The sequence below is a fragment of the Glutamicibacter sp. NPDC127525 genome (assembly GCF_042672105.1).
GTDB lineage: Bacteria > Actinomycetota > Actinomycetes > Actinomycetales > Micrococcaceae > Glutamicibacter.
Genome location: NZ_JBHXVN010000007.1, coordinates 111,052 through 134,126, shown reverse-complemented (window position 1 = coordinate 134,126; position 23,075 = coordinate 111,052). Strand labels below are relative to the sequence as shown.

Sequence of the window (23,075 nt, the reverse complement as noted above, 5' to 3'; positions counted from 1 at the left end):
AAGGCAGCGGGGAGGTACTAGGCTCGCATCATGATGCGAATAGTGGTTCTCCTGTTCCTGGCTGTCCTATTCACTGGCTTCGTGGTGACCGCAATCCTTGCCGGCACCTCCGGGGAATGGGTGTGGTGGATCCTCGTCGTGCTCACCGGTTTGCTGGTGCTTCTGGGCATCAGGGACCTGCTGCAAAAGAAGCATGCGATCCTGCGCAATTTCCCGATTGTCGGGCACGCCCGCTACCTCTTCGAATTCATCCGCCCCGAGATCCAGCAGTATTTCATTGAGCGCAATACCGATGGCCGTCCTTTCAACCGCGACACCCGCTCGCTGATCTACGCGCGGGCCAAGGGCGCCGATAGCCATAAGGCTTTCGGCACGGAGCTGAATGTCAATGAAGTCGGCCACGAATACCTGCTGCATTCGGCAGCTCCGGTGGCCCCGGTAGCATCGCAGCACCGCGTACGGGTGGGGTCCAGCCAGTGCTCGCAGCCCTATGAGATTTCGCTGATGAATATCTCCTCGATGAGCTTCGGCTCGCTTTCTGCCAACGCCGTGCTGGCGATGAACAAGGGCGCCGCGATGGGAGAATTCGTCCATGAAACCGGTGAGGGCGGGCTGACCAAGTACCACCTGGAATACGGGGCCGACTTGTTCTGGGAAATCGGTTCAGGCTACTTCGGCTGCCGTACCGAGCAGGGCCGCTTCAACCCCGAAACCTTCGCTGCCAAGGCGAACCATGAAAGAGTCAAGGGCATCACCATCAAGCTCTCCCAGGGCGCCAAGCCCGGGCTCGGCGGCGTGCTGCCGGCTGCCAAGGTCACCGCGGAAATCTCCGAGGCCCGCGATGTCCCGATGGGCGTGGACTGCATTTCACCGGCCAGCCACGCAGAATTCTCCACCCCGCGCGAATTGATGCACTTCGTAGCGAAGCTTCGCGACCTCTCCGGTGGCAAGCCAGTGGGCATCAAGTTCTGCGTTGGTTCCCGCACCGACGTCATGGCCCTGTGCAAGGGCATGCTGGAAACCGGCATCCTGGTGGACTTCATCACCATTGATGGCGCTGAAGGCGGCACCGGAGCTGCGCCGCTGGAATACGAGGACCATGTTGGCGCCCCGCTGACCGAAGGCTTGATGCTGGTGCACAACACCTTGGTGGGTGCGGGACTGCGCGACGAAATCCGCCTCGCCGCGGCAGGCAAGGTCGCCAACGGCTCCGACATCATCAAGCGGCTGATCCAGGGAGCGGATTTCACCTTCTCGGCGCGTTCCATGATGATGGCCACCGGCTGCATCCAGGCCCAGCAGTGCCACACCAACCACTGCCCCGTAGGCGTAGCCACGCAGAACAAGCGCCTGATGCGTGCCCTGGATGTGGAGGACAAGGGCCACCGCGTCTACAACTACCATCGCTTGACCGTCACCGAATGCGCGCAGATCATGGCATCGATGGGACTGACCAGCCCGGAGCAGCTGAACACCCGGATGCTGCGCCGCCGGGTGAACCTGCAGTCCACTCGCTCCTACGCTTCGCTGTTCCAGTGGTTGCGTCCCGGCGAACTGCTCGAGGATATTCCAGGTTCCTGGATGGAAGACTGGGATGAAGCAGACGCGGACCACTTCGGCGAGCATGCACCGCTGGCCTACACCGCGCCCAAGAGCGTGGATATCACCCCATCGGTGGTTCGCGAACCAGCCGATGCAGTGAACGCACCGCGCATCGAGCCCAGGGATTCAGCCAAGGTGCGCCCGGTGCATGCAGATGTCACCCGGCCAGAAGGCAAGCCGGGAGCTGACAGCTAGCCTTCCGAATCAGCAGCCAGAGACCGCAACGCCTCGTGGTCCACTTCCTCCAGCGAAGCCGGAATCCACGTGGGGTTGCGGTCTTTGTCGATGACCTGGGCACGGATGCCCTCGGCAAGATCGGCACGGTGCATCAGGTAGCGAGCCAGGCGCAGTTCGCGGTCCAAGGCCGAACGCAGGTCCTGCTCCTCACGTGCAGCCCGCACGTTGTAGAACGCGCTGGCCACGCTGGTCGGGGAATTCGCTGCCAGCATCTGCGCGGCACGCTGCGCCGAAGGATGGACCATCTGCTCCAAGCGTGCCAAGACTTCCTGCGGGGTGGCGGCACTGAAAGCATGATCGATCCAGCCGCGGTCCAGTTCCAAGGCGAAGGACTCGGGCGCACCGTGCATGACCTCGATAGCAGCCGCGATCTCTCCGGCATTCAGCCCCGCGAACTCATCGAGCTCATCGAGGATGTTCTGGGCGAAGTCCTCGGTGACAACGGCATCGGCAAAACCGAGAAGTACGGCATCGGCACCGGTGAAGGACTGCGCACTCATTGCAAAGAACTCGCCGAAGTGGCCCGGCGCGCTGGCCAGCAGGTGGCTGCCTCCCACATCCGGGGTGTAGCCGATCTTCGCTTCGGGCATTCCCATGGTGGCGTTCGGGGTCACCAGGCGCACCGGTGCGTGCGAGGCCAGGCCGATGCCCCCACCCATGGTGATGCCATGGGCCAAGCTGATCAGGGGCTTGGGATAGGTGGAGATCAGGTAATCCAGTTCGAATTCTCTCGCGAGCAGATCGATGAAATCCTGATGGCGTCCGGTGGTGACTGCTGCGTGGAAATCGGCGATATCTCCTCCGGCACAGAAGGCGCGTTCGCCGCGGCCGGTGAGCAGCACCAGCGAAATCGACGGGTCCACGGCCCACGCACGCAGCACCCGGCCCAGCTCAATGAGCATTTCCAGGGTCAACGCATTGAGCTTGCTGGCACGGTTCAGCTCGATGTGGCCGATTGGTCCATGCACGGCCGAGATGACTACGCCATCGCTGGAAGATGCAGGGGTCTGGTTCTCCACCGGGACATTCCTCTTTCTTGGGACGGATGCAGGCACCAGTGGCGCCGCGGCGCAACGAATCAGCGGGAGAGCACCTGGGCGAGCCGGTCCAATACCAGCGCGGCCTTCGGCTTCTTGGAATTCTCCGGTTTCAACGCGAAGATGGAGCGGGCCAGGCGAATCTCGGGGGCATCAACTATGCGGATGCCTTCCGGAGCGTTGGCCATGGCCAGATCGGGAACCAGGGCGGCGCCCAGTCCCGAGGAAACCAGGCTCAGCGACGCATTGAAGTCGTCGCAGTAGGCAGCCACCTGCGGGTGGATGTTGTAGGACGAGAACAAGCGCGAAATCAAGGTGGCATCCGAGGTGCCCGGGTGGTGGAAGATCCATGGCCATTCGGCCAACTGGTCCACGGTCAGCTGGGCGTCTTCAGCGATGGGCCAGGACGCCGGGATCACTACCCGGAACTGGTCATCGCCCAACCAGGTGCGCTCCAGGGACGCTGGCCACGACAGTCCGCCGGGTCCCACCTGGAAGATCAGTGCGAGGTCGAGGTCGCCGCCGGTGCCAAGGCCTGCGACAGTTTGCTGGGGTTCGCCGATCCACAGGCGCAGGTTGATGCCCAAGGAGGACCAATCCGGTGCCTTGAGGATTTGCGGCAGCGCGTAGGTCGCCAGCGAGGGGAAGATGCCAAGCTTGATTTCCTCAAGGTCGGTAGCTTCGGTGGAGATGGTGGCGACGTCTGCCATGAGGGCGTCGAGGTCGGTGAGCACCCGTTTGGCATGGCGCACCATGCGCAGGGCGCCTGGCGTCGGGGTGATGGAGCGTGCGCCGCGCAGGAACAGCGTGGTACCGGTGCTTCGCTCCAACGCTGTCATCTGCTGGGAGACAGCGCTGGCCGTGTAGCCCAAGCGGGTTGCGGCCGTGGCAAAGGAACGATGCGCCACCACTTCGAGCAATGTGCGCAGATGAACTGGATTAATCACTTCTAAAGTCTATGGCCTTTAGCCAAAGATTTGCTTAGCCCACGGCCTAGAGTTCGTCCTCAAGGTCAACAAGCTCTGTGCTTTCCTCGTCGTCGTCATCGTCTGCGGCGAATTCGTTGTCGAGCTGGTCTTCGGTTTCCAGGTCATCGTCGTAGAGGTAATTGCGCTGTGCCAGCGGGTCGAGGTTGCGCATGGTTTCCGGCATGTCGCTTGAGCCCTCATAAGCCTGGGAATCGCGTCCGTCATCCGGTTCGTAGATGTCGTTGCCGAACTCCGGCGCAAATTCTGTGGTGTCGAAATCCTTCGTCATTGCGTACTCCTTCGTCGAATACGAGGGATCCGCCGGAAGCCGGGGATTTACCTCGTGACTTCTCGTATCACCAGAGTAGGACGCTGCTTCGGGAAACGAAAGACTTGTTTTCTGCAGCTGACAGTGAATGACTTCTCAGTGGTCATGTTCGGCATAGTGCTCCAGCAGGGGAGCGGCACGGTAGGCCAGGTGCGTATGGAGCGCGAAGGTTGTTTCCGAACGGGTGACGCCCTTGACGCGCAGGATCTGGCGCAGTGCTGATTGCAGCTGGTGGGTGTCGGTGGCGATGAGCCGCACCCAGAGATCTCCACGTCCGGAGGTCTCGTGGATTTCCAGCACGCTGGGGATCTGGCGCAGCGCGGTGACCACGGTATCCAGATCGCGGTGGTTCACTTCCAACGTCACGAAGGCCAGGACGTCGTAGCCGAGCTTGCTCAGATCGATGTCGCGGCCGCCGTCGCGGAGGATTTCGGCGCGCTGCAAACGGCGCAATCGCGACTGCGCTGTGTTGCGCGCAACACCGACCTCATCTGCGAGTTCAGAGATTTGGATGCGGGGATCCTTGATCAGTGCGAGCAGCACTTTCAGGTCTACATCGTCTAATCGCACTATATGCTCACTCCGGGTTATCTGCGGGGACAAAATTTTGAACAATCTGCTCAAATGCTAGCAAGAAATCTCTCTCGTTGCTTTCAGCAGGCGGATATTAGTGAGTGAATGCTCTGTTGTAGTAGACAAACGCAAGCAGAACGCTCAACTAACCGGTGGGGCAGCGAGTGGCCCCACCGGTAAAAACTCTTTCTGGGCATTCTTCGTGCCCAGCTGGTCTGGACCACTTTGATCCCGGGAGTGAATTTGTCGGTTATCAGCGAGCTGCGCATGCAGCCAATGAACCATCGCGTACTCTCCTGGAACCCCGGGCTGACCGCTCGACTGGTGATCACCGTGTCCGTCAGCTTCCTGCTGCTGGTCGGAGCCAACCTGGCCACCCCGCTGTATCCGGCACTCCAATCCGAATTGCACCTTGGCGCCATGGGAACCACCGTGGCCTTTGCCAGCTACGTCTGTTCGCTGATGCTCTTCCTTTCCACCGTGGGGCATTGGTCGGATCATATCGGACGCCGTGCGGCGCTGGTGATCGCGGTCGTTGTTTCCTTCGCTGGAACCCTGGTCTTCGGATCGGCCGGCAACCTTCTGGAACTGTGCCTTGGCCGTGGTTTGCAGGGCGCCGGTGTCGCGCTGGCTACCGGTGCTAGCGCCGCGGCCCTGCGTGAACTTCTTCCTGCGCGGCCTGAGTGGGCTTCGCGCTTCACCCTCTTGGCCTCATCGGGCGGTGTCGCCTTCGGACCGGTCTTGGGCGGGCTGCTGGCTCATCTGCCCGGCGGGCGCACTACCGTGTTCATGGTGCAGGCGTTCTTGCTGCTGCTGGTCCTGGTCCCATTGAGCACCCTGCAGGCCCGTCCGGCCATTGCGCTGGCTGAGCGCGGACAGCGAAGCAAGGCCCTGGCCCCACGCCGCTTAGGCGTCCCCAGCTCGGCCCGGGCACCGTTCTGGCTCGCTGCCCTCGTTGGCTTCTTGAGCTTCGCCATCTTCGGCTTCGTGCTGTCCTTGGCACCTGGCTACTTCGCCCAGGCCTTTGGCCTGGATTCGGTGCTGGTCATTGGCCTGATTGCCGGCCTGCCATTGGGCATATCCGCCCTGTCGCAGCTGGTCGTGCGCGGCGGCAAGGCCTTGCTGCCTATCGGTCTGGGATTGATGGCGGCCTCCACCGTAGTGCTGGCCGTAGCTGCCGAGCATCGCCAGCTGCCATGGGCCATCGCGGCATTGGTATTCGTGGGCCTGGGCCAGGGCATGGCCTTCCGCACTGCCTTCGCTCAAGCGGTGGACGCGGTCAACGACAAGCAGCACGCCCAAACCGTGTCCACCATATACCTGGTGACCTACCTGGGCAGTGCTGTTCCAGTCATCGCGCTGGGCTGGGCCGTCGGGGTCTTCGGGCAGCAGCAAAGCATCCTGGTCTTCTCCATCGGCTGCGCCGTGGTGGCGGCAGTGCTAGCCGTCTGGGCACTGGCAGGACTGCGCAAAGAACGCTAGAACCGGGCGAACTGTGGAGGCATGACTAGTCCCCTTCCAGCGCCTGCTAGCCGCGGCGCTCAGTGGGCCGTGGCTGCACGCATCTACATTCCTGCACTGTGGCTCGGCCTGATCATCGGCATTTCATTCATCGAGGCACCACTGAAATTCACCGCACCCGGAATCACCATTCCCTTGGGTCTGGGCATTGGACGCCGCGTCTTCTTCGCAATGAACATGGTCGAGATCATCTTCTTCATTGCCCTGGTGGCCGGGTCGGCCAAGCGCGCTGCCGGCAAGGCCTGGGGCTGGGGCGTAGGGCTGGTCGGCCTATTGCTGCTGATTAAAACCGCAGCGATCCGCCCGGGCCTCTCTGCGCGTACCGATGCGGTGCTTGCAGGAGTCTCCGATGGCGGATCGCTATGGCATTACGCCTATATTGGCGTGGAATTCTGCTTGACCCTCGCTCTGGTTGCGCTGCTGCTGATGGCAACCGCGCGCTGGATCAGAATTACCGGGCGCTAGCCAGCTGGCAGGCCTCGGCGGTAATCATCACCGATTCGAGTCGAGCGTGCTCCTCGGTGGGGTAATGGATGGTGATCAGTTCATCTGCCTGCGCTGCCGAAGCGAAGTGGCGCAGGTATTCGGCAACCTGTTCTCCGGTGCCCACCGCGGTGTAGCGCATCATGTCCAGAATCTGCTGCGCCTGCGGAGTATCCATGAGCATATCGATCTCGGCTTCGGTGAATTCCTTCTTCGCGGAACGGCCGATGAAGCTTGCCACGCGATGGCGCTTGGCAACGTCCAGCAGTTCATGCGCTCGTTCAGTCGTTTCCGCAGCCAGCACGCCTACGCCGGCAATGACATACGGCTCAGCCAGTTGCTCTGAGGGGGTGAACTCCTCGCGGTAGATGCGGATCGCTTCATGCAGCGCAGCCGGTGCGAAATGCGAGGCGAAGGAATACGGCAGTCCCAGCTGGGCGGCGAGCTTGGCACCGAAGAGCGATGAGCCCAGGATGTACAGCGGAACGTTGGTTCCTGCTCCCGGGGTCGCCTGAACGGTAGGAACCCTGGATTCGCCGGCGAGATAGGCCTGCAGCTCCAGCACATCGTGCGGGAAGGAATCGGCGGCCGACGGGTCGCGGCGCAAGGCACGCAGGGTGGTCATGTCGGTACCCGGTGCACGGCCCAAGCCCAAATCGATGCGGTCGCCGTAGATTTCGGCCAGCGTGCCGAACTGCTCGGCGATCACCAGGGGGGAGTGGTTCGGCAGCATGATGCCGCCTGAGCCGAGGCGAATCTTCTCGGTGTGGTGGGCTATGTGGCTGATCAGCAACGAGGTCGCGCTGGAAGCAATGGTGGGCATATTGTGGTGTTCCGCGTACCAGACGCGTTCATACCCATGGCGTTCTGCAGTTTGCGCCAAGCGGACGGAGGACTTGAAAGAGTCGGAAATAGTTGTTCCGGGTTCAACCGGAGCAAGATCCAGAATAGATAGCTTCACACTGGGTACAACCGGTGGCGTACGGGAAGTATTCCAGTAATTTCGGCCTCAAACGCAAGGAACGGCTATCCGCAGTGCGGATAGCCGTTCCTTGGCTAAGTCTGGCGTTAGCGCCAAAGACCTTCTTTAGAGAGCGCGAATGTCTGCAGCCTGCAGACCCTTTGGACCCTCAACAACTTCGAACTCCACCTTCTGGCCCTCGTCCAGGGTGCGGAAACCCTGGGTCTGGATTGCAGAGAAGTGTGCAAAGACGTCTGGATCGCCGCTGTCTGGAGCGATGAAGCCGAAGCCCTTTTCAGCGTTGAACCACTTGACGATTCCGGTTGCCATTTTCTTATTTGGTCCTTTCAGACGTTTCTCGCCGGTTTAGTTGGCGAGCTTGGTTGTAATCTGCGCATCCTCCGAATTCCAGGATGGAGAACGGATAATGCGAAGCAGCCAAGTCATTCACTTCACGTCTAGAAGGGGGCTCGCGTCAACCGAGGTGGTACGACATTCACAAACTTCTAACGGGTACTTCGCGAATTACTTTGGAACTACATTGCCTAGCCTACGTGTTTGGTGACGACAAATGAATAACTTTGAACCAATTAATCAGAAATTTGGTTAAGCGGTGAGCCGAGTTCACCGAAATGCCGGTTTGATGACGCGGAATACGACCACGGCAGCGATCAGGGACAACCCCGCGGCGATGCCGGATGTCAGCAGGACTCCGTGGTCGAAGGCCATGGCTGCGGAGCCCAGCAGAGCTTGCGCATCGGCGGCGCTCAAATCGGCGGCGACCTGGTGCGCTCCGCCCAAAGTCTCGCCGGCAGTTTGCAGCTGGGCATCGGTCAGCGAGCCGGGCGCGAGCAACCGCGAGGTGTAGACCGTATTCAGGATGGTACCCAGCACTGCAATGCCCAGTACCGAGCCCACTTCGTAGGCGGTTTCCGAGATCGCCGATGCCGCGCCGGCCTTGGAAGCGGGTACTGCGGAGAGCACCATGTCATTGGACAAGGTCTCGGTCATGCCGATTCCCGTACCCAAGACAGCAAACGCGGTCATGAGCAGGAAGGAATTGGATCCCTCCCCGGCCAAGATCACCAGCAGGTAGGCGACCGCGGAGAGGATCAGGCCGATGGCCATGATGTTCGGCGTGCCGAAACGGCGCGAGAGCGCCACCGAGAGCAATCCGAAGCCCATGGTCAGCACCAGGCCCGGGGTCATCCACAGTCCCGCCACCAGCGGGGAGAATCCTGCAATGAGCTGCAGATGCTGGGAGACGAAGTAGATGAAGCCCACCAGCGAGAAGATGCCAATCAGGTTGACCATCAACGCGCCAGAGAACAGTGCGTTGCTGAACAAGCGGACATCGAGCATCGGCTGTTCGGCCTTGAGCTGCCGGCGTACGAAAGCTGCACCGCAGACAATGGCCAGGACGATGGCCGCGGCCGAGAAGTACCACGGGGCAGTTACCGCAGTCTTGATGGCGTAGACAAAAGGCAGGAGGGTGAAGACCACCAGCAGGATCGAGAACGGATCCACGCGGCCCGGGTTCGGGTCCTTGGATTCGGGGACAAGGATCATGCCGCCGATCAGCAGGGGCAGGAGCATTGGCACGGCCATCAGGAAGACCGAGCCCCACCAGAAGTGCTCGAGCAGCACGCCGCCGACAACGGGGCCAAGCACAGCACCGCCGGAGAAGGCCGCCGCCCACACCGCAATGGCGGTTCGGCGTTCGGTATCATCCGGGAAGATGTTGCGGATCAAGGACAACGTGGCCGGCATGAGCATTGCGCCGAAGACGCCAAGCAGGGCACGGGCTGCCACCAGCTGGGTGGCATCCGTGGCGAAGGCGGCGAGGGCGGAAACCAGTGCGAAGCCGGTCGCGCCGATCAGCAGCAGCTTGCGCCGGCCGACGCGGTCGCCCAGTGATCCCATGGGGACCAGCAGGCCGGCCAGGATCAGCGGGTAGATATCGATAATCCACAGCAGCTGGTTCCCCGAGGGAGACAGGGCTCCGGTGATTGCCGGGACCGCGAAGGAGAGCACGGTGTTGTCGACGGAAATGAGCAGGACAGGGAACAGCAGGACCACCAGTGCCGCCCAACGGCGCGGCTTGCTGAGCACTGTAACGCGTTCGGAGATATTCGAGGTCATGACGTTCGCCCTTGGATAGGTAGTGGAATGCGCGGAGATTTGCCCGCAATTGTTAACTGTACCGTCTAGACGGTATAGTTACAATTGTTGGTAAAGTCAGATCGATCACGAACTACACCTTGGAACGGAGAACTATGGCTCGCCCACCTGCTGCCCGCGGCAAAGTGCTTGACGCCTATATCGCGCTCTTGTGCGAAGAGGGGGAGCGGGCAGCCACGCTGGATGCCACGGCCGCACGCGCCGGGGTCTCCAAGGGCGGGCTGCTCTACCACTTCGCCTCCAAGGATGCGCTGGCGGACGCGGTCATCGAGGCCGCGGAGGAACATGTTGCCCGTGATGTCGAGGGGATGCGCACCTCGGCGGAAGGGGCGTCCGTTTATTACGTGCGCACCAGCGCGGAAGTCGATACCGAATTGGATCGGCACCTGGTGGCCCTGCAACGCCTGGCCCAGGCCGGGGTCAAAGCCGCGACGGAAAAAATCGAGAGCACCAATGAGCGCTGGTACCGGTGCATTCTGGATGAAGTCGGCAGCAAGGACATCGCGCATCTGGTGATGCTCGCCGGCGAGGGGCTCTACGCGAACCTGGCCCTGCCCGGGACTTGGTACGAACGCAATTTTGATGGCGAGCTCAATCGCTTACTAGAGTTGGTCTCGAGAATAAAAAAGTTGGGAAACCTCAACGAATAGCGAGCAGGTAGAAATCAATGAAGAACAAGAGCGTTGCTTCTCCAATCAGAGGACGAGTTGGAGCGCTGCTTGGCATCCTGCTGCTGGCACTGTCCCTGCGCGCCGCAGTGGTGTCAGTTTCCCCGTTGCTCTCCCGCATTGAAGCGGATATCGCGTTCACCGAGTTCACCACCGGCCTGCTGGCGATGCTCGCGCCCATTGCTTTCGCAGTCTTCGGCCTGCTCACTCCGCGGTTGATCAAGGCTTTCGGCCTGGAAAAAACCCTGATGATCTCGCTGGGCCTAGCTGTCATCGGCCAGGTCGCGCGGATCTTCATGCCCGAGGTCTATTCCTTCCTCGCCCTGTCCATCATCACCTTGGCTGGCTACGGCATGGGCAATGTGGTGCTGCCGCCGTTGGTCAAGAAGTACTTCCCGGACCGTATCGGCATGGTCACCAGCGGCTACGTCACGATGCTGGCCATCGGCACCTGGATGGCCCCTCAGTTCTCTGTTCCACTGGCCAATCTCAGCGACTGGAAGATCTCCATTGGTTCCTGGGCCGCCCTGTCGGGCATCGTGCTGGTGCCATGGCTGGTGCAGCTGGTTGCCGACCGCGGGACACAGCGCCCGGATAATCCCGTCCACGCCAGTGGGCATCCGCAGCCTATCGCCAAGATCAACCCCTGGAAGTCCAAGGTGGCTTGGGGCCTGGCAATTTTCCTGGCCGGCAACTCGGCGCAGACCTACGTCTACTTCACCTGGCTTCCGCCCTACCTGCAGAACCGCGGCCTCGACGAAATGGCAGCTGGCAACATGCTGGCGCTCTTCGCGATCCTCGGCCTGCCGGTCAGCCTGCTGGTTCCGCTCTGGGTGCCTCGGCTGAAGCACCCGATCATTGCAGTCCTGGTCTTCACCTCGTGCTGGATTGCCGGGCACCTCGGCATCTACCTGTCGCCAACGCAGAACACTGCGTTGTGGATCTGCCTGGCCGGACTCGGGCAGGGCACCTTCGCCATTGCGCTGCTGATGATGAACCTGCGCTCGCGCACAACCTACGGTTCAGGCGTGCTCTCGGGCTTCGCCCAGGGCCTTGGCTATGCCGGTGCCGCGGTGGTTCCCATGCTCTTCGGCGTGGTGCAGAAAGCCACCGATTCATGGGGTGCGGCCTTTTCGATGCTCGGCGGCTGCGTCATCGTGATGCTGGTCGGCGCGATCATCATCAACCCGCCGCGCACCATCGAAGATGATTCTCCAGGCACCGAGGACCTGGGCAAGCTCGAGCGCATCGACTAGAAGTGGCGCTGCGGACCCTCGCTGGACGGTGGCGTGGGGCGGGAGCGATGCCAATGGCCCGCGGCCAACGGGACCGACCAGCCGAAGCGGATGGAAGCCACGCGGATGGCAAAAGCCAAGGCGGCAATGCCGGCGCCCACCGGAACGTTCATCAGCCCCAGATGCCAGGCCACGGCGGTGAGCGCGGCACCCACCATGGCGGCCAACGCGTAGATATCGCGCGGGTTGAACAAATCAGGGGTGACGTTGGAAATGACATCGCGCATCAAGCCGCCGCCTACGCTGGTGATGACACCAAGCAGGACCGCGGTGACCGGATTGAAGTCGTGTTCCAGGGCCTTGAGCGTACCGGTGACGCAGAACAGGCCCAGGCCTGCCGCGTCGAATAGCTGGACCAGGCGGTGCAGCTTCTGCACCGCGGGGGTAAACGCGTAGACGCACAGCGCCGCGAGCACCGGAGGCACAAAGTAGACCGGATGCGCGAAAGTCGCCGGGGACTGATTGAGAATCAAATCCCGCACCACTCCGCCGCCCAGACCGCAGACCCCGCCGAGGAAGGCCGAACCGAGCAGATCGAAGCCACGGCGCGCGGCCATCAATGAACCCGCGACGGCGAAGAAGAAAATGCCAATGAGCTCGATCAGGATGTACATTCCGGGCCTTTTGCAGGTCAATCAGTGGGTCAAGGCTCAATTATTGCTCACCGGCGATCTCAGCCAAGAATCTTGGCGAGCTTGACCAAGGTGTTGTGGTTACGGGTCGTCACAATGCGTTGCTTTGCCTGTGCGGCCATGAGCTTCCCGATGGGATTCGCGGTGCTTTCGCCCTTGCGGACAATCCACGCTACGGCACGGCCCTGGACCAGGTAGGCTCCTGGCTCAGCGAGTCCCTGGATAGCGGCGCCCACCGCTTGGGCATCCTCAGCCGATTCGCAGAGCGTGAAGTAGCGATGGTGTTCGCTGGCCGGATCAGGCAAGGGCAGCGGGAAGGGCTGGGACAGCTGCTGGATTTCCGCGACGGTGCAGACAAGCGTGGGAATCGGCCGCTGGTAGTGCCCGGCCAGAACTGCATTGCAGTGCTCCTGGACTTCCAACGGATCAGAACTGGATGCGCTGAGCACCGCATTGCCGCTGGCCAAAAGGGTTTTCACGTCGGTGAAACCTGCAGCGAGAAGCAGCTGGGCCAGGTCCTTCATCAGGACCTTGACCCCACCGACATTCACCCCACGCAGGAATACGGCGTATCTAGTCATGGATCAATCCAAGCGCATCGGATTGATGCTTGTCGAGGGTCGTTATGAGTCATAAAGATCGCTAGGATCAAGAATATGCCTACGCACTTACCCTTTGGATCATGGCCATCATCGATTTCCGCGCATGACGTCGCTGCCGGAACCAAGCCGCTGGGCGGAGCCTGCTTCTTCTCGGACAAGCTCATTGTCCAGGAAGGCCGTCCTGCCGAAGGCGGGCGCATCACGCTGATGGAGTACGGCACCGACGGCACTGCCGGTGCAGAGCTCATCCAGGCACCATTCAACGTGCGCTCCCGGGTCCACGAATACGGTGGCTCCAGCTGGATGCTCATCGAGGGCGGCACCTCGGCAATTGTTTTTGCGAACTTCGCTGACCAGCGGGTTTACCGGCAAACCGTAGGGGAGCACGATGCCGCGGCCCTGACCCCCGCCAGCGGAATCGACGCAGACCCGCAGCTGCGCTTCGCCGAATTCACCCCTGGTCCAGAAGGCAGCATCCTGGCCATCATGGAAGACCTGCGGGCAGAACCAGTACGCCACATCGTGCAAATTCCCCTGGACGGCAGCGCAGCCGAGGACCCGGGCAAGATCCGCATCCTCAGCGCCCCAGCGCGATTCGTTGCAGCGCCACGGCAGAACCCCGCGGGAACCCGGCTGTCCTGGATCAGCTGGGAACATCCGAATATGCCGTGGGACTCCACCGAGCTGCACCTGGCTGACTTCACCGAAGACGGCGTACTGGAGGACACCGTCATCGCCGGTGGAGCAGAAGTCTCGGTCATGCAACCGGAATGGCTCGATGATGACCAGTTGGCTTTCATCTCCGATGCCAGCGGCTGGTGGAACCCCTACCTCTACCAGGACAGCTCGGCACGCACCACCCGGCTGGTTGACCGTGCCGCAGAATTCGCCGGCCCGCTCTGGCAGGTGGGCACACGATGGTACCTGGCAGAAAGCGCCCGCACCCTGCTGTGCTCCTACGGCACCGGCACCACCAAGCTGGCACGCCTGCACGCGGACACCGGGGGATTGGAAGAACTCGCGCTGCCATTCACCGGCATCCGCCCGTTCGCGCTGCGTGACGGGTGGCTGCTCGCCGGCACGTCCTCGATGACCCAGGGCGAAGAAATTACCTTGATCAACCTCGGCACCTTGGAACACCACCCGGTGACCCGTGGGATTGCGCAGCTGCCGGATCCAGCGGTGCTTCCGGAGGTTGAAGAGTTCGAGTGCAAGAACCTCGCCGGCCAGTCCGTCCACGCGTTGCTCTACCGGCCTTCCCAGGAAGGCTACGCAGGGATGGAGGGCGAACTGCCGCCCCTCGTCACCTTCGTGCACGGAGGCCCGACCAGCCAGGCTTCCCCGACGCTCAGTGCCACGGTTGCCTATTACACCTCGCGCGGGATCGGGGTAGTCGACGTGAACTACGGCGGCTCCACCGGCTATGGCCGCGAGTACCGCAACCGCCTGCGCGGGGCCTGGGGCGTAGTCGATGTTGCCGATACCGTCGCGGTGGTCAACGCGCTGGTAGCGCAGGGCATTGCCGACCCCGCACGCATCGGCATCGAAGGCGGCAGCGCCGGCGGGTGGACCGTGCTGTGCGCGCTGACCTTCTCCAATGCCTTCACCGCGGGCATCAGCCGCTACGGTGTTTCGGATCTGGTGGGCCTGGTGCAGGACACCCACGACTTCGAATCGCAGTACATGTTCACGTTGGTCGGACCGTACCCGGAAGCTGCCGATCTGTACGAGAAGCGCGCGCCAATCAATCACGTGGCGAAGATTTCCTGCCCCGTATTGCTGTTGCAGGGGGATGAAGACAAGGTGGTGCCGCCGGCGCAGTCCCAGATCGTGGCGGACGCGCTGGCCGAACGCGGCATTGCCCATGCCTACATTCTCTTCGAAGGAGAACAGCACGGGTTCAGGAAGTCGGAGAACATCATCAAGGCGTTGGAAAGCTCATTGGCCTTCTACGCGCAGATCTTCGAATTCCAGTCGGACGTTCCGGCGATCGTGCTGTCCTAGGACAGATCAGGACCTGGATCCGGGGCCTGCCAGGAATCCCGCAAGCGATCCATTTCGCGGCGGTCCTTCTTGGTGGGCCGGCCGGCGCCGCGTTCGCGGATCGGTACCTGGGGAATGACCAGGCGTTCGCGCGGCGGGGTGTGGTCGATGTAGCATTTTGCGGCAACTGGCGCGCCGACGCGCTTGGAGATCAGCCCGCTGACTTCCAGCTCGCGGTCGAAACCGTCTTTGCGCACACGGATGCGATCACCGGAGACAACGGTTTGCGAAGCCTTCACCGGATCGCCGTTCAAGCGAACATGTCCGGCACGGCAAGCAGTGGTCGCGGACGAACGGGTCTTGTAGATGCGTACTGACCACAGCCACGCATCGAGACGTACTTTGCCGCTTCTTGGAATTTCGACCATGGGAAAATTCTAGATCAGCAGGTGGCTAGTGCCGCTGAAGCTGCTAAACCGTAGCCTCGTCGCAAATCCCGATCAGGCGCTGCTGCAGCGCTTCGGGTGCTTGGTCTCCTGAATTTGCGAGCTCCTGGAGCACATCGACCAAGTCTTGCGGCAGGCCACCGCCCTGGACCGACTTCACAATGGACGAGAGGACACGAAGTTCGCTAGCGTCAATGGTGCCGTCCTGGACCGGTGCGCAGGCCTGGCGCACGATTTCCTTGGACGCTGCATCGGTCAGCTGGTCAGCCGCGTCGGCCGCGGTGTCTTCAACAAATGCGCATCCGGTGCTCAATAGCGCCATACACGAAATCGCAACGAGTGCTGTTGCCTTTCGAACTTTCTCAATCCCCATAACAATAAATCATAGCCATGGAGATTGAGTTTCTGCTGAATGCCAACCGAGTCGATCATCTGAAGATCGGATGGCATGATGCACAATGGATCGGTGACTAGCGAGCAGAAGAACACCGCAAATGACAGCGCAACGGGGCAGCAAATCATTGCCCAACTGGCCCGGGAACTCTCCGAGGAATCCGCGGTAGCCCCCTGGCAGATCAAGGCAGCGATCGAGCTCCTGGACTCCGGATCCACCGTTCCCTTTATTGCCCGTTACCGCAAAGAGGTTACCGGCATGCTCAGCGACAGCCAGCTGCGCCTGCTCGAAGAACGGTTGCGCTACCTGCGTGAATTGGAAGACCGCCGCGCAGCTGTACTGGAAGCCATCGCCGAAGCCGGCAAGCTGACCGACCAGCTTGCCGAAGCGATTCGCGCCGCTAGCACCAAGGCGGAACTCGAAGACCTGTACTTGCCATTCAAATCCAAGCGCCGCACCAAGGCCCAGATTGCCCGCGAGGCTGGCCTGGAACCCTTGGCCGATCTGCTGCTCGCGGACCCAATGACGGATCCGGTGCAGGCAGCTGCCGACTACCTGAACCCGGATGCAGGATTTGCCACCGACGCAGATGCGCTTTCCGGCGCGCGTTCCATCCTGACCGAGCGCGTATCCCAGGATGTCGTTCTCGCCGGTGAACTGCGCGAACGCCTGTGGAACACCGGCAAGATCGGTGCCAGCGTCGCCTCGGGCGCCACCGCAGAGGGCCAGGGAAAGTACTCCGATTATCTGGACTATGTGGCACCACTTGATCGCTTGCCATCGCACCGGGTCCTGGCACTGTTGCGCGGTGAACGCGAAGGCGTGCTGAATCTGCAGCTCGCTGAAGCTGATCCACGCGACGAGCGTGCCTTGGACGAAGCGCGCAGCGCCTACGAGAACGCTATCGCCTCCTCCCTGGGGCTGAACGTTCCCACCGGTGCGCCTGCTGCCAAATGGATTGCGCAGACCGTGCGTTTGGCGTGGAAAGCCCGCCTGCTGACCCGCTTTGAATCCGACCTGCGCTCACGCCTGTTCGAAGCCGCTGAAGATGAATCGGTGAAGATTTTCGCGGCGAACTTGCGCGATGTGCTGCTGGCGGCGCCGGCCGGCAACAAGGCCGTGCTGGGCTTGGACCCGGGCCTGCGCACCGGTGTGAAGGTTGCAGTGGTGGACCTGACCGGCCAATCGGTGGAAACGGCAACGATCTATCCCCATGCGCCAGCCAATAAATGGAATGAATCCATCGCGGTACTGGCCAAGCTAGCCCAGAAGCACGGCACCACGCTGATTGCGGTAGGCAATGGCACAGCGGGGCGCGAAACAGACCGACTAGCTGCCGAGGTCATCAAGGTGCTTGGCGGCGAGGGCGTCAGCAAGGTCATCGTCTCGGAAGCCGGCGCTTCGGTCTACTCGGCCTCCGAGCTGGCAAGCCAGGAATTGCCGGATATGGATGTGTCGCTGCGCGGCGCGGTATCGATCGCCCGCCGCTTGCAGGACCCGCTGGCCGAGCTGGTGAAGATCGATCCGAAGTCCATCGGCGTGGGCCAATACCAGCACGATGTCACTGCCTCGAAGCTGGACCGCGCGCTGGATGCGGTGGTCGAGGACTGCGTGAATGCCGTAGGCGTCGATGTGAATACCGCATCCCCTGCCTTGCTGGCCCGGGTAGCCGGCGTGGGGCCGCTGCTGAGCCGCAATATCGTGGATCACCGTAACGCCAACGGCCCTTTCGCTACCCGCAAGGATCTGCTGAAGGTACCGCGTCTGGGACCCAAGGCCTTTGAACAGTGCGCGGGCTTCTTGCGCATTACCGGTGGCAAGGAGAAACTCGATGCTTCCTCGGTGCACCCCGAAGCTTATGTCCTGGCCAAGACCCTGCAGAGCAGCGCCGAGGCGCAGGGCCGCCGGCTTGAAGAGCTGAACCCGCAGGACTTCGCCACGGACCAGTTTGGCGAGCCAACCATTCGTGACGTGATTGCCGAGTTGCGCCGTCCTGCCCGCGACCCCCGTGGCGAGTTCGTGACGGCCACGCTCAAGGAAGGCGTTGAGACCATCAAGGACGTCAAGCCGGGGATGATCATGGAAGGCACCGTCTCCAATGTTGCCGCCTTCGGTGCGTTCGTGGACCTGGGCGTCCACCAGGACGGCCTGATCCACGTCTCGGCCATGAGCAGCAAGTTCATTTCGGACCCTCGCGAAGTCGTCAGCTCCGGCCAGATTGTCAAGGTCAAGGTGCTGGAAGTGGATACCGTGCGCAAGCGCATTTCGCTGACTCTGCGACTGGATGACGAACTGCCTGCTGCTGGCGCGGAGGCCAGGAACTCCGGGCCAGGCGAACGCAAGGGACCGGGAGCTGGCCGTTCGGCGCGCCCGGGCCAGAACCGCACTGGGCAGAGCCGCACTGGGCAGAACCGCAAAGCCGAGCCCGCGCAGGGCAAACCGGCTGCACCGGGCAACACCGCGATGGCCGAGGCGCTGCGCAGAGCAGGACTGGGCAAGTAGGTTAGCATCGTACCGGCATGCCAAAGTTAGGTTAGTATCGGCTACATTAACTCGATCCCAACTTGGGATGATTCCCTAATTCAGGTTTGACTAAGTGAGTCCGAACTTCGGTGACAAGATGGCAAAACAGGTTTAGTCTGATGACATGGAACTTACAGGAAAACTGGCAGAAGCCTTCAGCACCCAGGTAACTCTCGAACTAACCGCAGCAACGGTTTACCGTCAGCTGGCAGTTGAAATGGACGTATTGAGCCTTCCCGGCATTGCTGGCTGGTTCCGTGCCCAGGCCGGCGAGGAAATCGTGCACGCGGAAAAGTTCATGACCCACATGACCGACCGCTCGGCCCACCCGAAGATTGGCGAGCAGCCTGCCCCGACTGTGAATGTGAACAGCGTTGCAGATGCCTTCGCGGCTTCCTTGGCTCACGAGCAGAAGGTCTCCGGAGCGATTCGCGAGCTGTACCGTTTGGCACAGACCGAGGGCGACATCGACTCCCTGCCGCTGCTGCACTGGTTCATCGATGAGCAGGTTGAAGAGGAAGCCACCGTTGGTGAAATCCTGGATCGGGTCAGAATGATCGGCAACGATGGAAGCGGCCTGCTGCGACTGGATGCAGAGCTCGGCTCGCGTTCTTCCGCATCCTAGGAGGCGGCGAAGCACGCATCTTCTAAAAATGGAATAAACTTAGGGAAGCAACCGGTGGTTGCTTCCCTAAGTTTTTTCATTTGAGGTGGTTGTGAACCAGGTGGGCTATCCACATCAGTCGGCTCGGACGTCGTCCATTGCCAATACCCACCGGACGACTGCCTCGCTCAAGCTGCGCAAGGGCGCCGGCCGCCACTACGTAGTGCAGAGCCATTTGGAGCACGGCACAGAGCTGGTCCTGATTGAGGTCAACGGCTCGTGGGCGCATGTTCTCGTGCACCAGATCTACGGTTGGCTGCCGAATATCTATCTTGAAGCGATCCCGGCGGTCTTTGACGAGCCGGTAGTTGCCGAAGACGATGACGAGCTGGCCGAGCCAGTTCTTTCACGCTATTCATTGATCGAAGCCACCCATGCGACGACGGCAACGTTGAATCTGCGCAAGGGCAGCGGCACTGGGTATCCGGTGCTCAAGGTCATTGACCAGGGGTCCAAGGTCCGCTCGATGCTCCAGCAGGGGTTGTGGTCCCAGGTGCAGTGCGGCAAATTGCTGGGCTGGGTTCCCAGCATGTACTTGCAGGAGATTCCCTCCCGTCCAGCCAAGGGCGGGCTGATCGCCGTTCCCAACCAGCGGGCACTGACCACCATCGGACTGAACGCGAGACGCGGTCCTGGCGACCATTACTCGCTAGTGCGCATTCTTCCGGCCGATACGGCAGTGGTCATCGTCGCGCGCCAGGGCGCGTGGCGGCAGATTGACCGCGACGGCGAAGAAATGTGGATCCCTGCCAGCCAGCTTCGTACGGTGTACTGACCAGATTCGATTCTGTTTCAGGCGATCTGCAGATCCGCAGACGAAACCAATCCGGATTCTGTAACCACTACTGCCAGCTGCACACGATTGGTGACGCTCAGTTCCTCCATGATGCGCGCCAAGTGGAGCTTCACCGAGCCCTCGGAGATGTGCGCGATGCGGGCGATCTGCGAATTGGTGAGCCCGGCCGCTACCAGGCGCACCAGGCTGCGATCGCGTTCGCTGAGCTTGCGCACGACGGATTGCTGGCCTGAGCGGCGCACGATTTTCGCGGTCGATTCCCAACCGTCCGACGGCTGGGCAAAAAGTTGGTAGCCTGCAGCGAGCATGCGCAATGCGCTGGGCAGTTCCGAGCTGATGGAGCTTTTCGAGATCAGTCCCGAGCTGCCAGCATCGTAGGCCTTGGCGATATCGTCCCGCTGGTATCGGGTAGCCAACACCACGATCTTGGTATTCGGTGCACTCTCGGAGATTTCCCGGATCGAGGAGAACAGATCCGTCCCGTTCAGCGACGATTCCAGGATGACGAGGTCCGGTTCCAACTCGGTTGCAGCTTGAACGGCCTCGGACATGCAATCCGAAACATGCTCGATCACCATGTCGCTGGCCTCGGCTAAGACGCCAGCAATCCCGGCCCGTGAGAAATGGTCACTATCAGCCAGATGAATACGGATATGCGACATACAAGAATCCTCCATCACTACGAACTGGTGTTGTCCTGGCCAATCCTTCTCAATGCATCCTGAGTTGGGGATAGCTAGCAGGTGATTCACAGTCTATGGCCAACTAGTCAAATCCCTTGGCTTGACAGATAGCATTGCGGGGTTGTTGTCATATTGTTACATCACTGTTTGGGTAAATTTTCAGGTCAACTGTTGTAAGTGCGTTATTTTCTCTAATGGCAAGAAGTTAAATTACTGCTCAGTATTACCTGCTGGCCATCGATTCTGACCGCGTGGCTAAGAAATTTGACCTGAGTATGCAAAGAAATGACTGAAAGAAACCTGTGAGCCGAGGTTCATCAACCGTAGAGTCAAACATGGAGATCGTGCACCCGTGCGTTCTTCGCGCTCGGCACCGGATAACGGTGGTCACCAGTCTTAGTATCCGGTGGCCGTTAGCTGAAGCACTTGAGAAGGTCACAATCATCGGAAGGTAACGGGACAGATTACTGTGATGAATCAAAAAACCCCCGCACTAAGTCGAAAGAAGGGGGCGGGCACTGTCGCCCTGGGCACTACTGCAGCAGTTGTGTTCGGCTCACTGCTCTGCGCTCCTCCAGCAATTGCAGACACGGTGGAGACGGACGCAGTCTCTGCCGCGCACGGTCATGGCATCTTCGTTGAAGGCTTGGGCCTCGATGTAGTCGGAAGCGCCAAGGCGGACTCCGAATTCCCAGATAATGTCGGCTCAAACGGCAACGACCTTGATGTTGCGGTGCTCGATGCGCTCAACCTCAACTTGGGTTCGTTGAGCCTCCCCCTTATTAAGGGATCCGAAGCTGAAGCCGGATTACTTCACTTGGGTAACCTCGGGGCGTTGTCCAGTTACGCAATTTCGGAGTCCGAAACTACTTCCACCGCTTCGGCCGGCATCCTCGGTGAGAATGGCGCACTGAACGTTGACGCCGATCCAGGTAACGGTACTGACCCGTCCAAGATCAACTTGACTGATCTGCTGTCGCAGGTTCTGACGCCAGAACTCGTGAATACGGTGTTGGATGAAGCATCGATCACTATCGGTGCACTTGGCTCGTCGGCTTCCGAAGACGCTGGCGTCGTCACTTCCGAATACGCAGTTGCCGATCTTCAAGCCGATATCAGCAGCCCTCTCGTAGGCGGACTGGCTACGGAAGTTAATACTGCTCTTGAGACGTTGATCGAACCTGTTTCTGGTTTGCTTGCAACTGGCGGCGCGGTCGAGACTTTGGTTTCCGGACTGGTTGATACCCTCGATGCAATTCCCCTGGTTAACGGTACTCTGAACGACCTTTCGCTTGACACCGAGCCTCTGCTCACGAGCGTTCGCACTGAGCTCTTGGCTACCCCGCTGGAAAATTCCGACGGCAGCGTATCGGTCAACCTGACCGATGGAACCATTCATGTTGATCTTGCTCAGCTGATTATGGATTCGACTGGTGCTACGGATCTGAACTCGTTGCCTGCCAACACCTCAGTGTTGTCCGGCGATGTCGTCACTTCAATCGTGGATGGCGTTTCTGATGCATTGATTGGTGCCGGACCAAACTCGCTCGTCAGCAAGACGGTTGCTTTGGTAACTGAGGGACTCTACAGCCTAGAGCTCAATGTTGACATTCAAGTAGCCGTTGATTCGGGCCTTCCACTGGTACCGCCACTGGTGAATGCACCGGTGACCATTAATGGCACTCTCGGTGGGTTCCTAGGCCAGGAAGGTCACACACAGCCTGTTGTGGACGCTTCGAACCTCACCGTAGCAGGACTTAACTTGGGTGCTGCTCTACAGCCAATCCTTGACGGTCTTAACGGTTTGGTTACCAGCATTGGTGGCGCACTGGAGCCGGTAACTGACGAAGTGATCGCTCAGGTCGGTCCGACGCTTACCACCACGCTTGGCTCGGTAATTAGCCCACTGTTGGATGATGCACTGGCTCCGGTGCTGTCTCAGCTAGTAGGTATTACCATCAATGAACAGCCAACCGAGGGCGATCTGGGCGCAGACAGCTTCACTGTTCGCGCACTGGCGCTCGATGTGTTGCCTGGTACTGCAAACCTCGGCGTTGACCTCGGTTCTTCGACCATTAAGGCACTGGACGAGGCTCCTGTTGCCGCGGCGGTCGATATCCTGACGCCGGCTGAGGGCCAGGAAGTTCCTGCTGGTGACGTGGTCGTGACCGGTACCGGTGAACCTGGTGCTGATGTAACCGTAGCCATTCCGGGGCAGCCTGATCAACTGACCACTGTTCTCGAGGACGGTACTTGGAGTGTTACGTTCCCTAACGTCCCAGGCGGTGACCACACAGCTACCGCAACGGACGAAAACGCGTCAACCGATGTCGTGAACTTCGTGGTTGTTGAGAACACTGACGTGAATACTGCGGATAACACTGCGGAGAACACGGATGTGAACACTGCGGAGAACACGGATGTGAACACTGCGGAGAACACGGATGTGAACACTGCGGAGAACACGGATGTGAACACTGCGGAGAACACGGATGTTA

22 protein-coding genes are annotated in these 23,075 nt (G+C 60.7%); 10 read left to right on the top strand and 12 right to left on the bottom strand.

All coding sequences use genetic code 11. The annotated features are described in order from the left end of the window. The first annotated feature begins 30 nt into the window (after nucleotides 1–30). Nucleotides 31–1,797, top strand: coding sequence for an FMN-binding glutamate synthase family protein (locus ACFVHU_RS15740; RefSeq protein ID WP_105658864.1), 1,767 nt, complete (start codon nucleotides 31–33; stop codon nucleotides 1,795–1,797). On the opposite strand, the gene ACFVHU_RS15735 is transcribed toward ACFVHU_RS15740, so the two are convergent. From ACFVHU_RS15735 to ACFVHU_RS15720, 4 genes are all read right to left on the bottom strand, one after another. Further along, nucleotides 1,794–2,858: an enoyl-CoA hydratase/isomerase family protein gene (locus tag ACFVHU_RS15735; RefSeq protein ID WP_133834880.1), complete on the bottom strand. Its 1,065-nt coding sequence runs from the start codon at nucleotides 2,856–2,858 to the stop codon at nucleotides 1,794–1,796. The two genes, ACFVHU_RS15740 and ACFVHU_RS15735, sit on opposite strands and share 4 nt — an antisense overlap. A gap of 59 nt (nucleotides 2,859–2,917) precedes the next feature. Further along, nucleotides 2,918–3,823 (bottom strand): LysR family transcriptional regulator, encoded by a 906-nt coding sequence (locus tag ACFVHU_RS15730; RefSeq protein WP_105658862.1) that lies wholly within the window; start codon nucleotides 3,821–3,823, stop codon nucleotides 2,918–2,920. 46 nt (nucleotides 3,824–3,869) lie between these two features. Further along, on the bottom strand, nucleotides 3,870–4,133 hold the full coding sequence (locus ACFVHU_RS15725) for a hypothetical protein (protein WP_105658861.1): 264 nt from the start codon (nucleotides 4,131–4,133) through the stop codon (nucleotides 3,870–3,872). 135 nt (nucleotides 4,134–4,268) lie between these two features. Continuing rightward, on the bottom strand, nucleotides 4,269–4,745 hold the full coding sequence (locus ACFVHU_RS15720) for an Lrp/AsnC family transcriptional regulator (protein WP_133834920.1): 477 nt from the start codon (nucleotides 4,743–4,745) through the stop codon (nucleotides 4,269–4,271). A 276-nt stretch (nucleotides 4,746–5,021) separates the two neighbouring features. Between ACFVHU_RS15720 and ACFVHU_RS15715 the strand changes: the two genes are divergently transcribed. Beyond that, nucleotides 5,022–6,227: an MFS transporter gene (locus ACFVHU_RS15715; protein WP_388025256.1), complete on the top strand. Its 1,206-nt coding sequence runs from the start codon at nucleotides 5,022–5,024 to the stop codon at nucleotides 6,225–6,227. A 21-nt stretch (nucleotides 6,228–6,248) separates the two neighbouring features. Next, on the top strand, nucleotides 6,249–6,731 hold the full coding sequence (locus ACFVHU_RS15710) for a hypothetical protein (RefSeq protein ID WP_388025255.1): 483 nt from the start codon (nucleotides 6,249–6,251) through the stop codon (nucleotides 6,729–6,731). On the opposite strand, the gene ACFVHU_RS15705 is transcribed toward ACFVHU_RS15710, so the two are convergent. The 3 genes from ACFVHU_RS15705 to ACFVHU_RS15695 all read right to left on the bottom strand — a co-directional run bounded on the left by ACFVHU_RS15705 (nucleotide 6,718) and on the right by ACFVHU_RS15695 (nucleotide 9,852). Then, on the bottom strand, nucleotides 6,718–7,710 hold the full coding sequence (locus tag ACFVHU_RS15705) for an LLM class flavin-dependent oxidoreductase (RefSeq protein ID WP_388025253.1): 993 nt from the start codon (nucleotides 7,708–7,710) through the stop codon (nucleotides 6,718–6,720). The two genes, ACFVHU_RS15710 and ACFVHU_RS15705, sit on opposite strands and share 14 nt — an antisense overlap. A 126-nt stretch (nucleotides 7,711–7,836) precedes the next feature. Then, the gene (locus ACFVHU_RS15700) at nucleotides 7,837–8,040 is read right to left on the bottom strand and encodes a cold-shock protein (protein ID WP_013349999.1); all 204 of its coding nucleotides are present in this window, start codon (nucleotides 8,038–8,040) and stop codon (nucleotides 7,837–7,839) included. 294 nt (nucleotides 8,041–8,334) lie between these two features. After that, nucleotides 8,335–9,852: an MFS transporter gene (locus ACFVHU_RS15695; protein WP_388025252.1), complete on the bottom strand. Its 1,518-nt coding sequence runs from the start codon at nucleotides 9,850–9,852 to the stop codon at nucleotides 8,335–8,337. A gap of 134 nt (nucleotides 9,853–9,986) precedes the next feature. Here ACFVHU_RS15695 and ACFVHU_RS15690 point away from each other — a divergent pair, with 134 nt between their 5' ends. Beyond that, complete coding sequence (locus ACFVHU_RS15690) at nucleotides 9,987–10,541, top strand: TetR/AcrR family transcriptional regulator (protein WP_105658857.1); 555 nt, start codon at nucleotides 9,987–9,989, stop codon at nucleotides 10,539–10,541. A 17-nt stretch (nucleotides 10,542–10,558) separates the two neighbouring features. Next, the gene (locus ACFVHU_RS15685; protein ID WP_332594915.1) at nucleotides 10,559–11,815 is read left to right on the top strand and encodes an MFS transporter; all 1,257 of its coding nucleotides are present in this window, start codon (nucleotides 10,559–10,561) and stop codon (nucleotides 11,813–11,815) included. On the opposite strand, the gene ACFVHU_RS15680 is transcribed toward ACFVHU_RS15685, so the two are convergent. Both ACFVHU_RS15680 and ACFVHU_RS15675 read right to left on the bottom strand, forming a co-directional pair. Continuing rightward, the gene (locus ACFVHU_RS15680; RefSeq protein WP_105658855.1) at nucleotides 11,812–12,468 is read right to left on the bottom strand and encodes a trimeric intracellular cation channel family protein; all 657 of its coding nucleotides are present in this window, start codon (nucleotides 12,466–12,468) and stop codon (nucleotides 11,812–11,814) included. The two genes, ACFVHU_RS15685 and ACFVHU_RS15680, sit on opposite strands and share 4 nt — an antisense overlap. Nucleotides 12,469–12,527: 59 nt before the next feature. Beyond that, a complete protein-coding gene (locus ACFVHU_RS15675) occupies nucleotides 12,528–13,067 on the bottom strand; it encodes a DUF1697 domain-containing protein (protein ID WP_332487973.1) in 540 nt (179 codons plus the stop codon). 75 nt (nucleotides 13,068–13,142) lie between these two features. Between ACFVHU_RS15675 and ACFVHU_RS15670 the strand changes: the two genes are divergently transcribed. After that, entirely contained in the window at nucleotides 13,143–15,092 is a 1,950-nt protein-coding gene (locus tag ACFVHU_RS15670; RefSeq protein WP_388025250.1) for a prolyl oligopeptidase family serine peptidase, read from the top strand. Here the strand turns inward: ACFVHU_RS15670 and ACFVHU_RS15665 are convergent. Both ACFVHU_RS15665 and ACFVHU_RS15660 read right to left on the bottom strand, forming a co-directional pair. Continuing rightward, nucleotides 15,089–15,499, bottom strand: coding sequence for an RNA-binding S4 domain-containing protein (locus ACFVHU_RS15665; RefSeq protein WP_133834871.1), 411 nt, complete (start codon nucleotides 15,497–15,499; stop codon nucleotides 15,089–15,091). The two genes, ACFVHU_RS15670 and ACFVHU_RS15665, sit on opposite strands and share 4 nt — an antisense overlap. 43 nt (nucleotides 15,500–15,542) lie before the next feature. After that, entirely contained in the window at nucleotides 15,543–15,839 is a 297-nt protein-coding gene (locus ACFVHU_RS15660; protein ID WP_388025248.1) for a hypothetical protein, read from the bottom strand. A gap of 129 nt (nucleotides 15,840–15,968) precedes the next feature. On the opposite strand from ACFVHU_RS15660, the gene ACFVHU_RS15655 reads away from it, so the two are divergent. The 3 genes from ACFVHU_RS15655 to ACFVHU_RS15645 all read left to right on the top strand — a co-directional run bounded on the left by ACFVHU_RS15655 (nucleotide 15,969) and on the right by ACFVHU_RS15645 (nucleotide 19,873). Further along, complete coding sequence (locus ACFVHU_RS15655; RefSeq protein ID WP_388025304.1) at nucleotides 15,969–18,413, top strand: Tex family protein; 2,445 nt, start codon at nucleotides 15,969–15,971, stop codon at nucleotides 18,411–18,413. Between the two features lie 145 nt (nucleotides 18,414–18,558). Next, on the top strand, nucleotides 18,559–19,059 hold the full coding sequence (locus ACFVHU_RS15650) for a ferritin (protein WP_133834868.1): 501 nt from the start codon (nucleotides 18,559–18,561) through the stop codon (nucleotides 19,057–19,059). A 100-nt stretch (nucleotides 19,060–19,159) separates the two neighbouring features. Beyond that, on the top strand, nucleotides 19,160–19,873 hold the full coding sequence (locus ACFVHU_RS15645) for an SH3 domain-containing protein (RefSeq protein ID WP_133834867.1): 714 nt from the start codon (nucleotides 19,160–19,162) through the stop codon (nucleotides 19,871–19,873). Nucleotides 19,874–19,890: 17 nt separating this feature from the next. On the opposite strand, the gene ACFVHU_RS15640 is transcribed toward ACFVHU_RS15645, so the two are convergent. After that, on the bottom strand, nucleotides 19,891–20,556 hold the full coding sequence (locus tag ACFVHU_RS15640) for a LuxR C-terminal-related transcriptional regulator (protein ID WP_388025247.1): 666 nt from the start codon (nucleotides 20,554–20,556) through the stop codon (nucleotides 19,891–19,893). A 493-nt stretch (nucleotides 20,557–21,049) separates the two neighbouring features. Between ACFVHU_RS15640 and ACFVHU_RS15635 the strand changes: the two genes are divergently transcribed. Beyond that, nucleotides 21,050–23,075: choice-of-anchor G family protein (locus ACFVHU_RS15635; RefSeq protein ID WP_388025245.1), on the top strand; the 2,026-nt coding region annotated here is incomplete at its 3' end.

Bases quoted from the DNA above. Each gene is read 5' to 3' on its own strand.
- ACFVHU_RS15740 (WP_105658864.1), top strand. From the start codon at position 31: ATGATGCGAATAGTGGTTCTCCTGTTCCTGGCTGTCCTATTCACTGGC.
- ACFVHU_RS15725 (WP_105658861.1), bottom strand. From the start codon at position 4,133: ATGACGAAGGATTTCGACACCACAGAATTTGCGCCGGAGTTCGGCAAC.
- ACFVHU_RS15715 (WP_388025256.1), top strand. From the start codon at position 5,022: ATGAACCATCGCGTACTCTCCTGGAACCCCGGGCTGACCGCTCGACTG.
- ACFVHU_RS15710 (WP_388025255.1), top strand. From the start codon at position 6,249: ATGACTAGTCCCCTTCCAGCGCCTGCTAGCCGCGGCGCTCAGTGGGCC.
- ACFVHU_RS15700 (WP_013349999.1), bottom strand. From the start codon at position 8,040: ATGGCAACCGGAATCGTCAAGTGGTTCAACGCTGAAAAGGGCTTCGGC.
- ACFVHU_RS15695 (WP_388025252.1), bottom strand. From the start codon at position 9,852: ATGACCTCGAATATCTCCGAACGCGTTACAGTGCTCAGCAAGCCGCGC.
- ACFVHU_RS15690 (WP_105658857.1), top strand. From the start codon at position 9,987: ATGGCTCGCCCACCTGCTGCCCGCGGCAAAGTGCTTGACGCCTATATC.
- ACFVHU_RS15685 (WP_332594915.1), top strand. From the start codon at position 10,559: ATGAAGAACAAGAGCGTTGCTTCTCCAATCAGAGGACGAGTTGGAGCG.
- ACFVHU_RS15680 (WP_105658855.1), bottom strand. From the start codon at position 12,468: ATGTACATCCTGATCGAGCTCATTGGCATTTTCTTCTTCGCCGTCGCG.
- ACFVHU_RS15675 (WP_332487973.1), bottom strand. From the start codon at position 13,067: ATGACTAGATACGCCGTATTCCTGCGTGGGGTGAATGTCGGTGGGGTC.
- ACFVHU_RS15670 (WP_388025250.1), top strand. From the start codon at position 13,143: ATGCCTACGCACTTACCCTTTGGATCATGGCCATCATCGATTTCCGCG.
- ACFVHU_RS15665 (WP_133834871.1), bottom strand. From the start codon at position 15,499: ATGGTCGAAATTCCAAGAAGCGGCAAAGTACGTCTCGATGCGTGGCTG.
- ACFVHU_RS15660 (WP_388025248.1), bottom strand. From the start codon at position 15,839: ATGGCGCTATTGAGCACCGGATGCGCATTTGTTGAAGACACCGCGGCC.
- ACFVHU_RS15655 (WP_388025304.1), top strand. From the start codon at position 15,969: ATGCACAATGGATCGGTGACTAGCGAGCAGAAGAACACCGCAAATGAC.
- ACFVHU_RS15650 (WP_133834868.1), top strand. From the start codon at position 18,559: ATGGAACTTACAGGAAAACTGGCAGAAGCCTTCAGCACCCAGGTAACT.
- ACFVHU_RS15640 (WP_388025247.1), bottom strand. From the start codon at position 20,556: ATGTCGCATATCCGTATTCATCTGGCTGATAGTGACCATTTCTCACGG.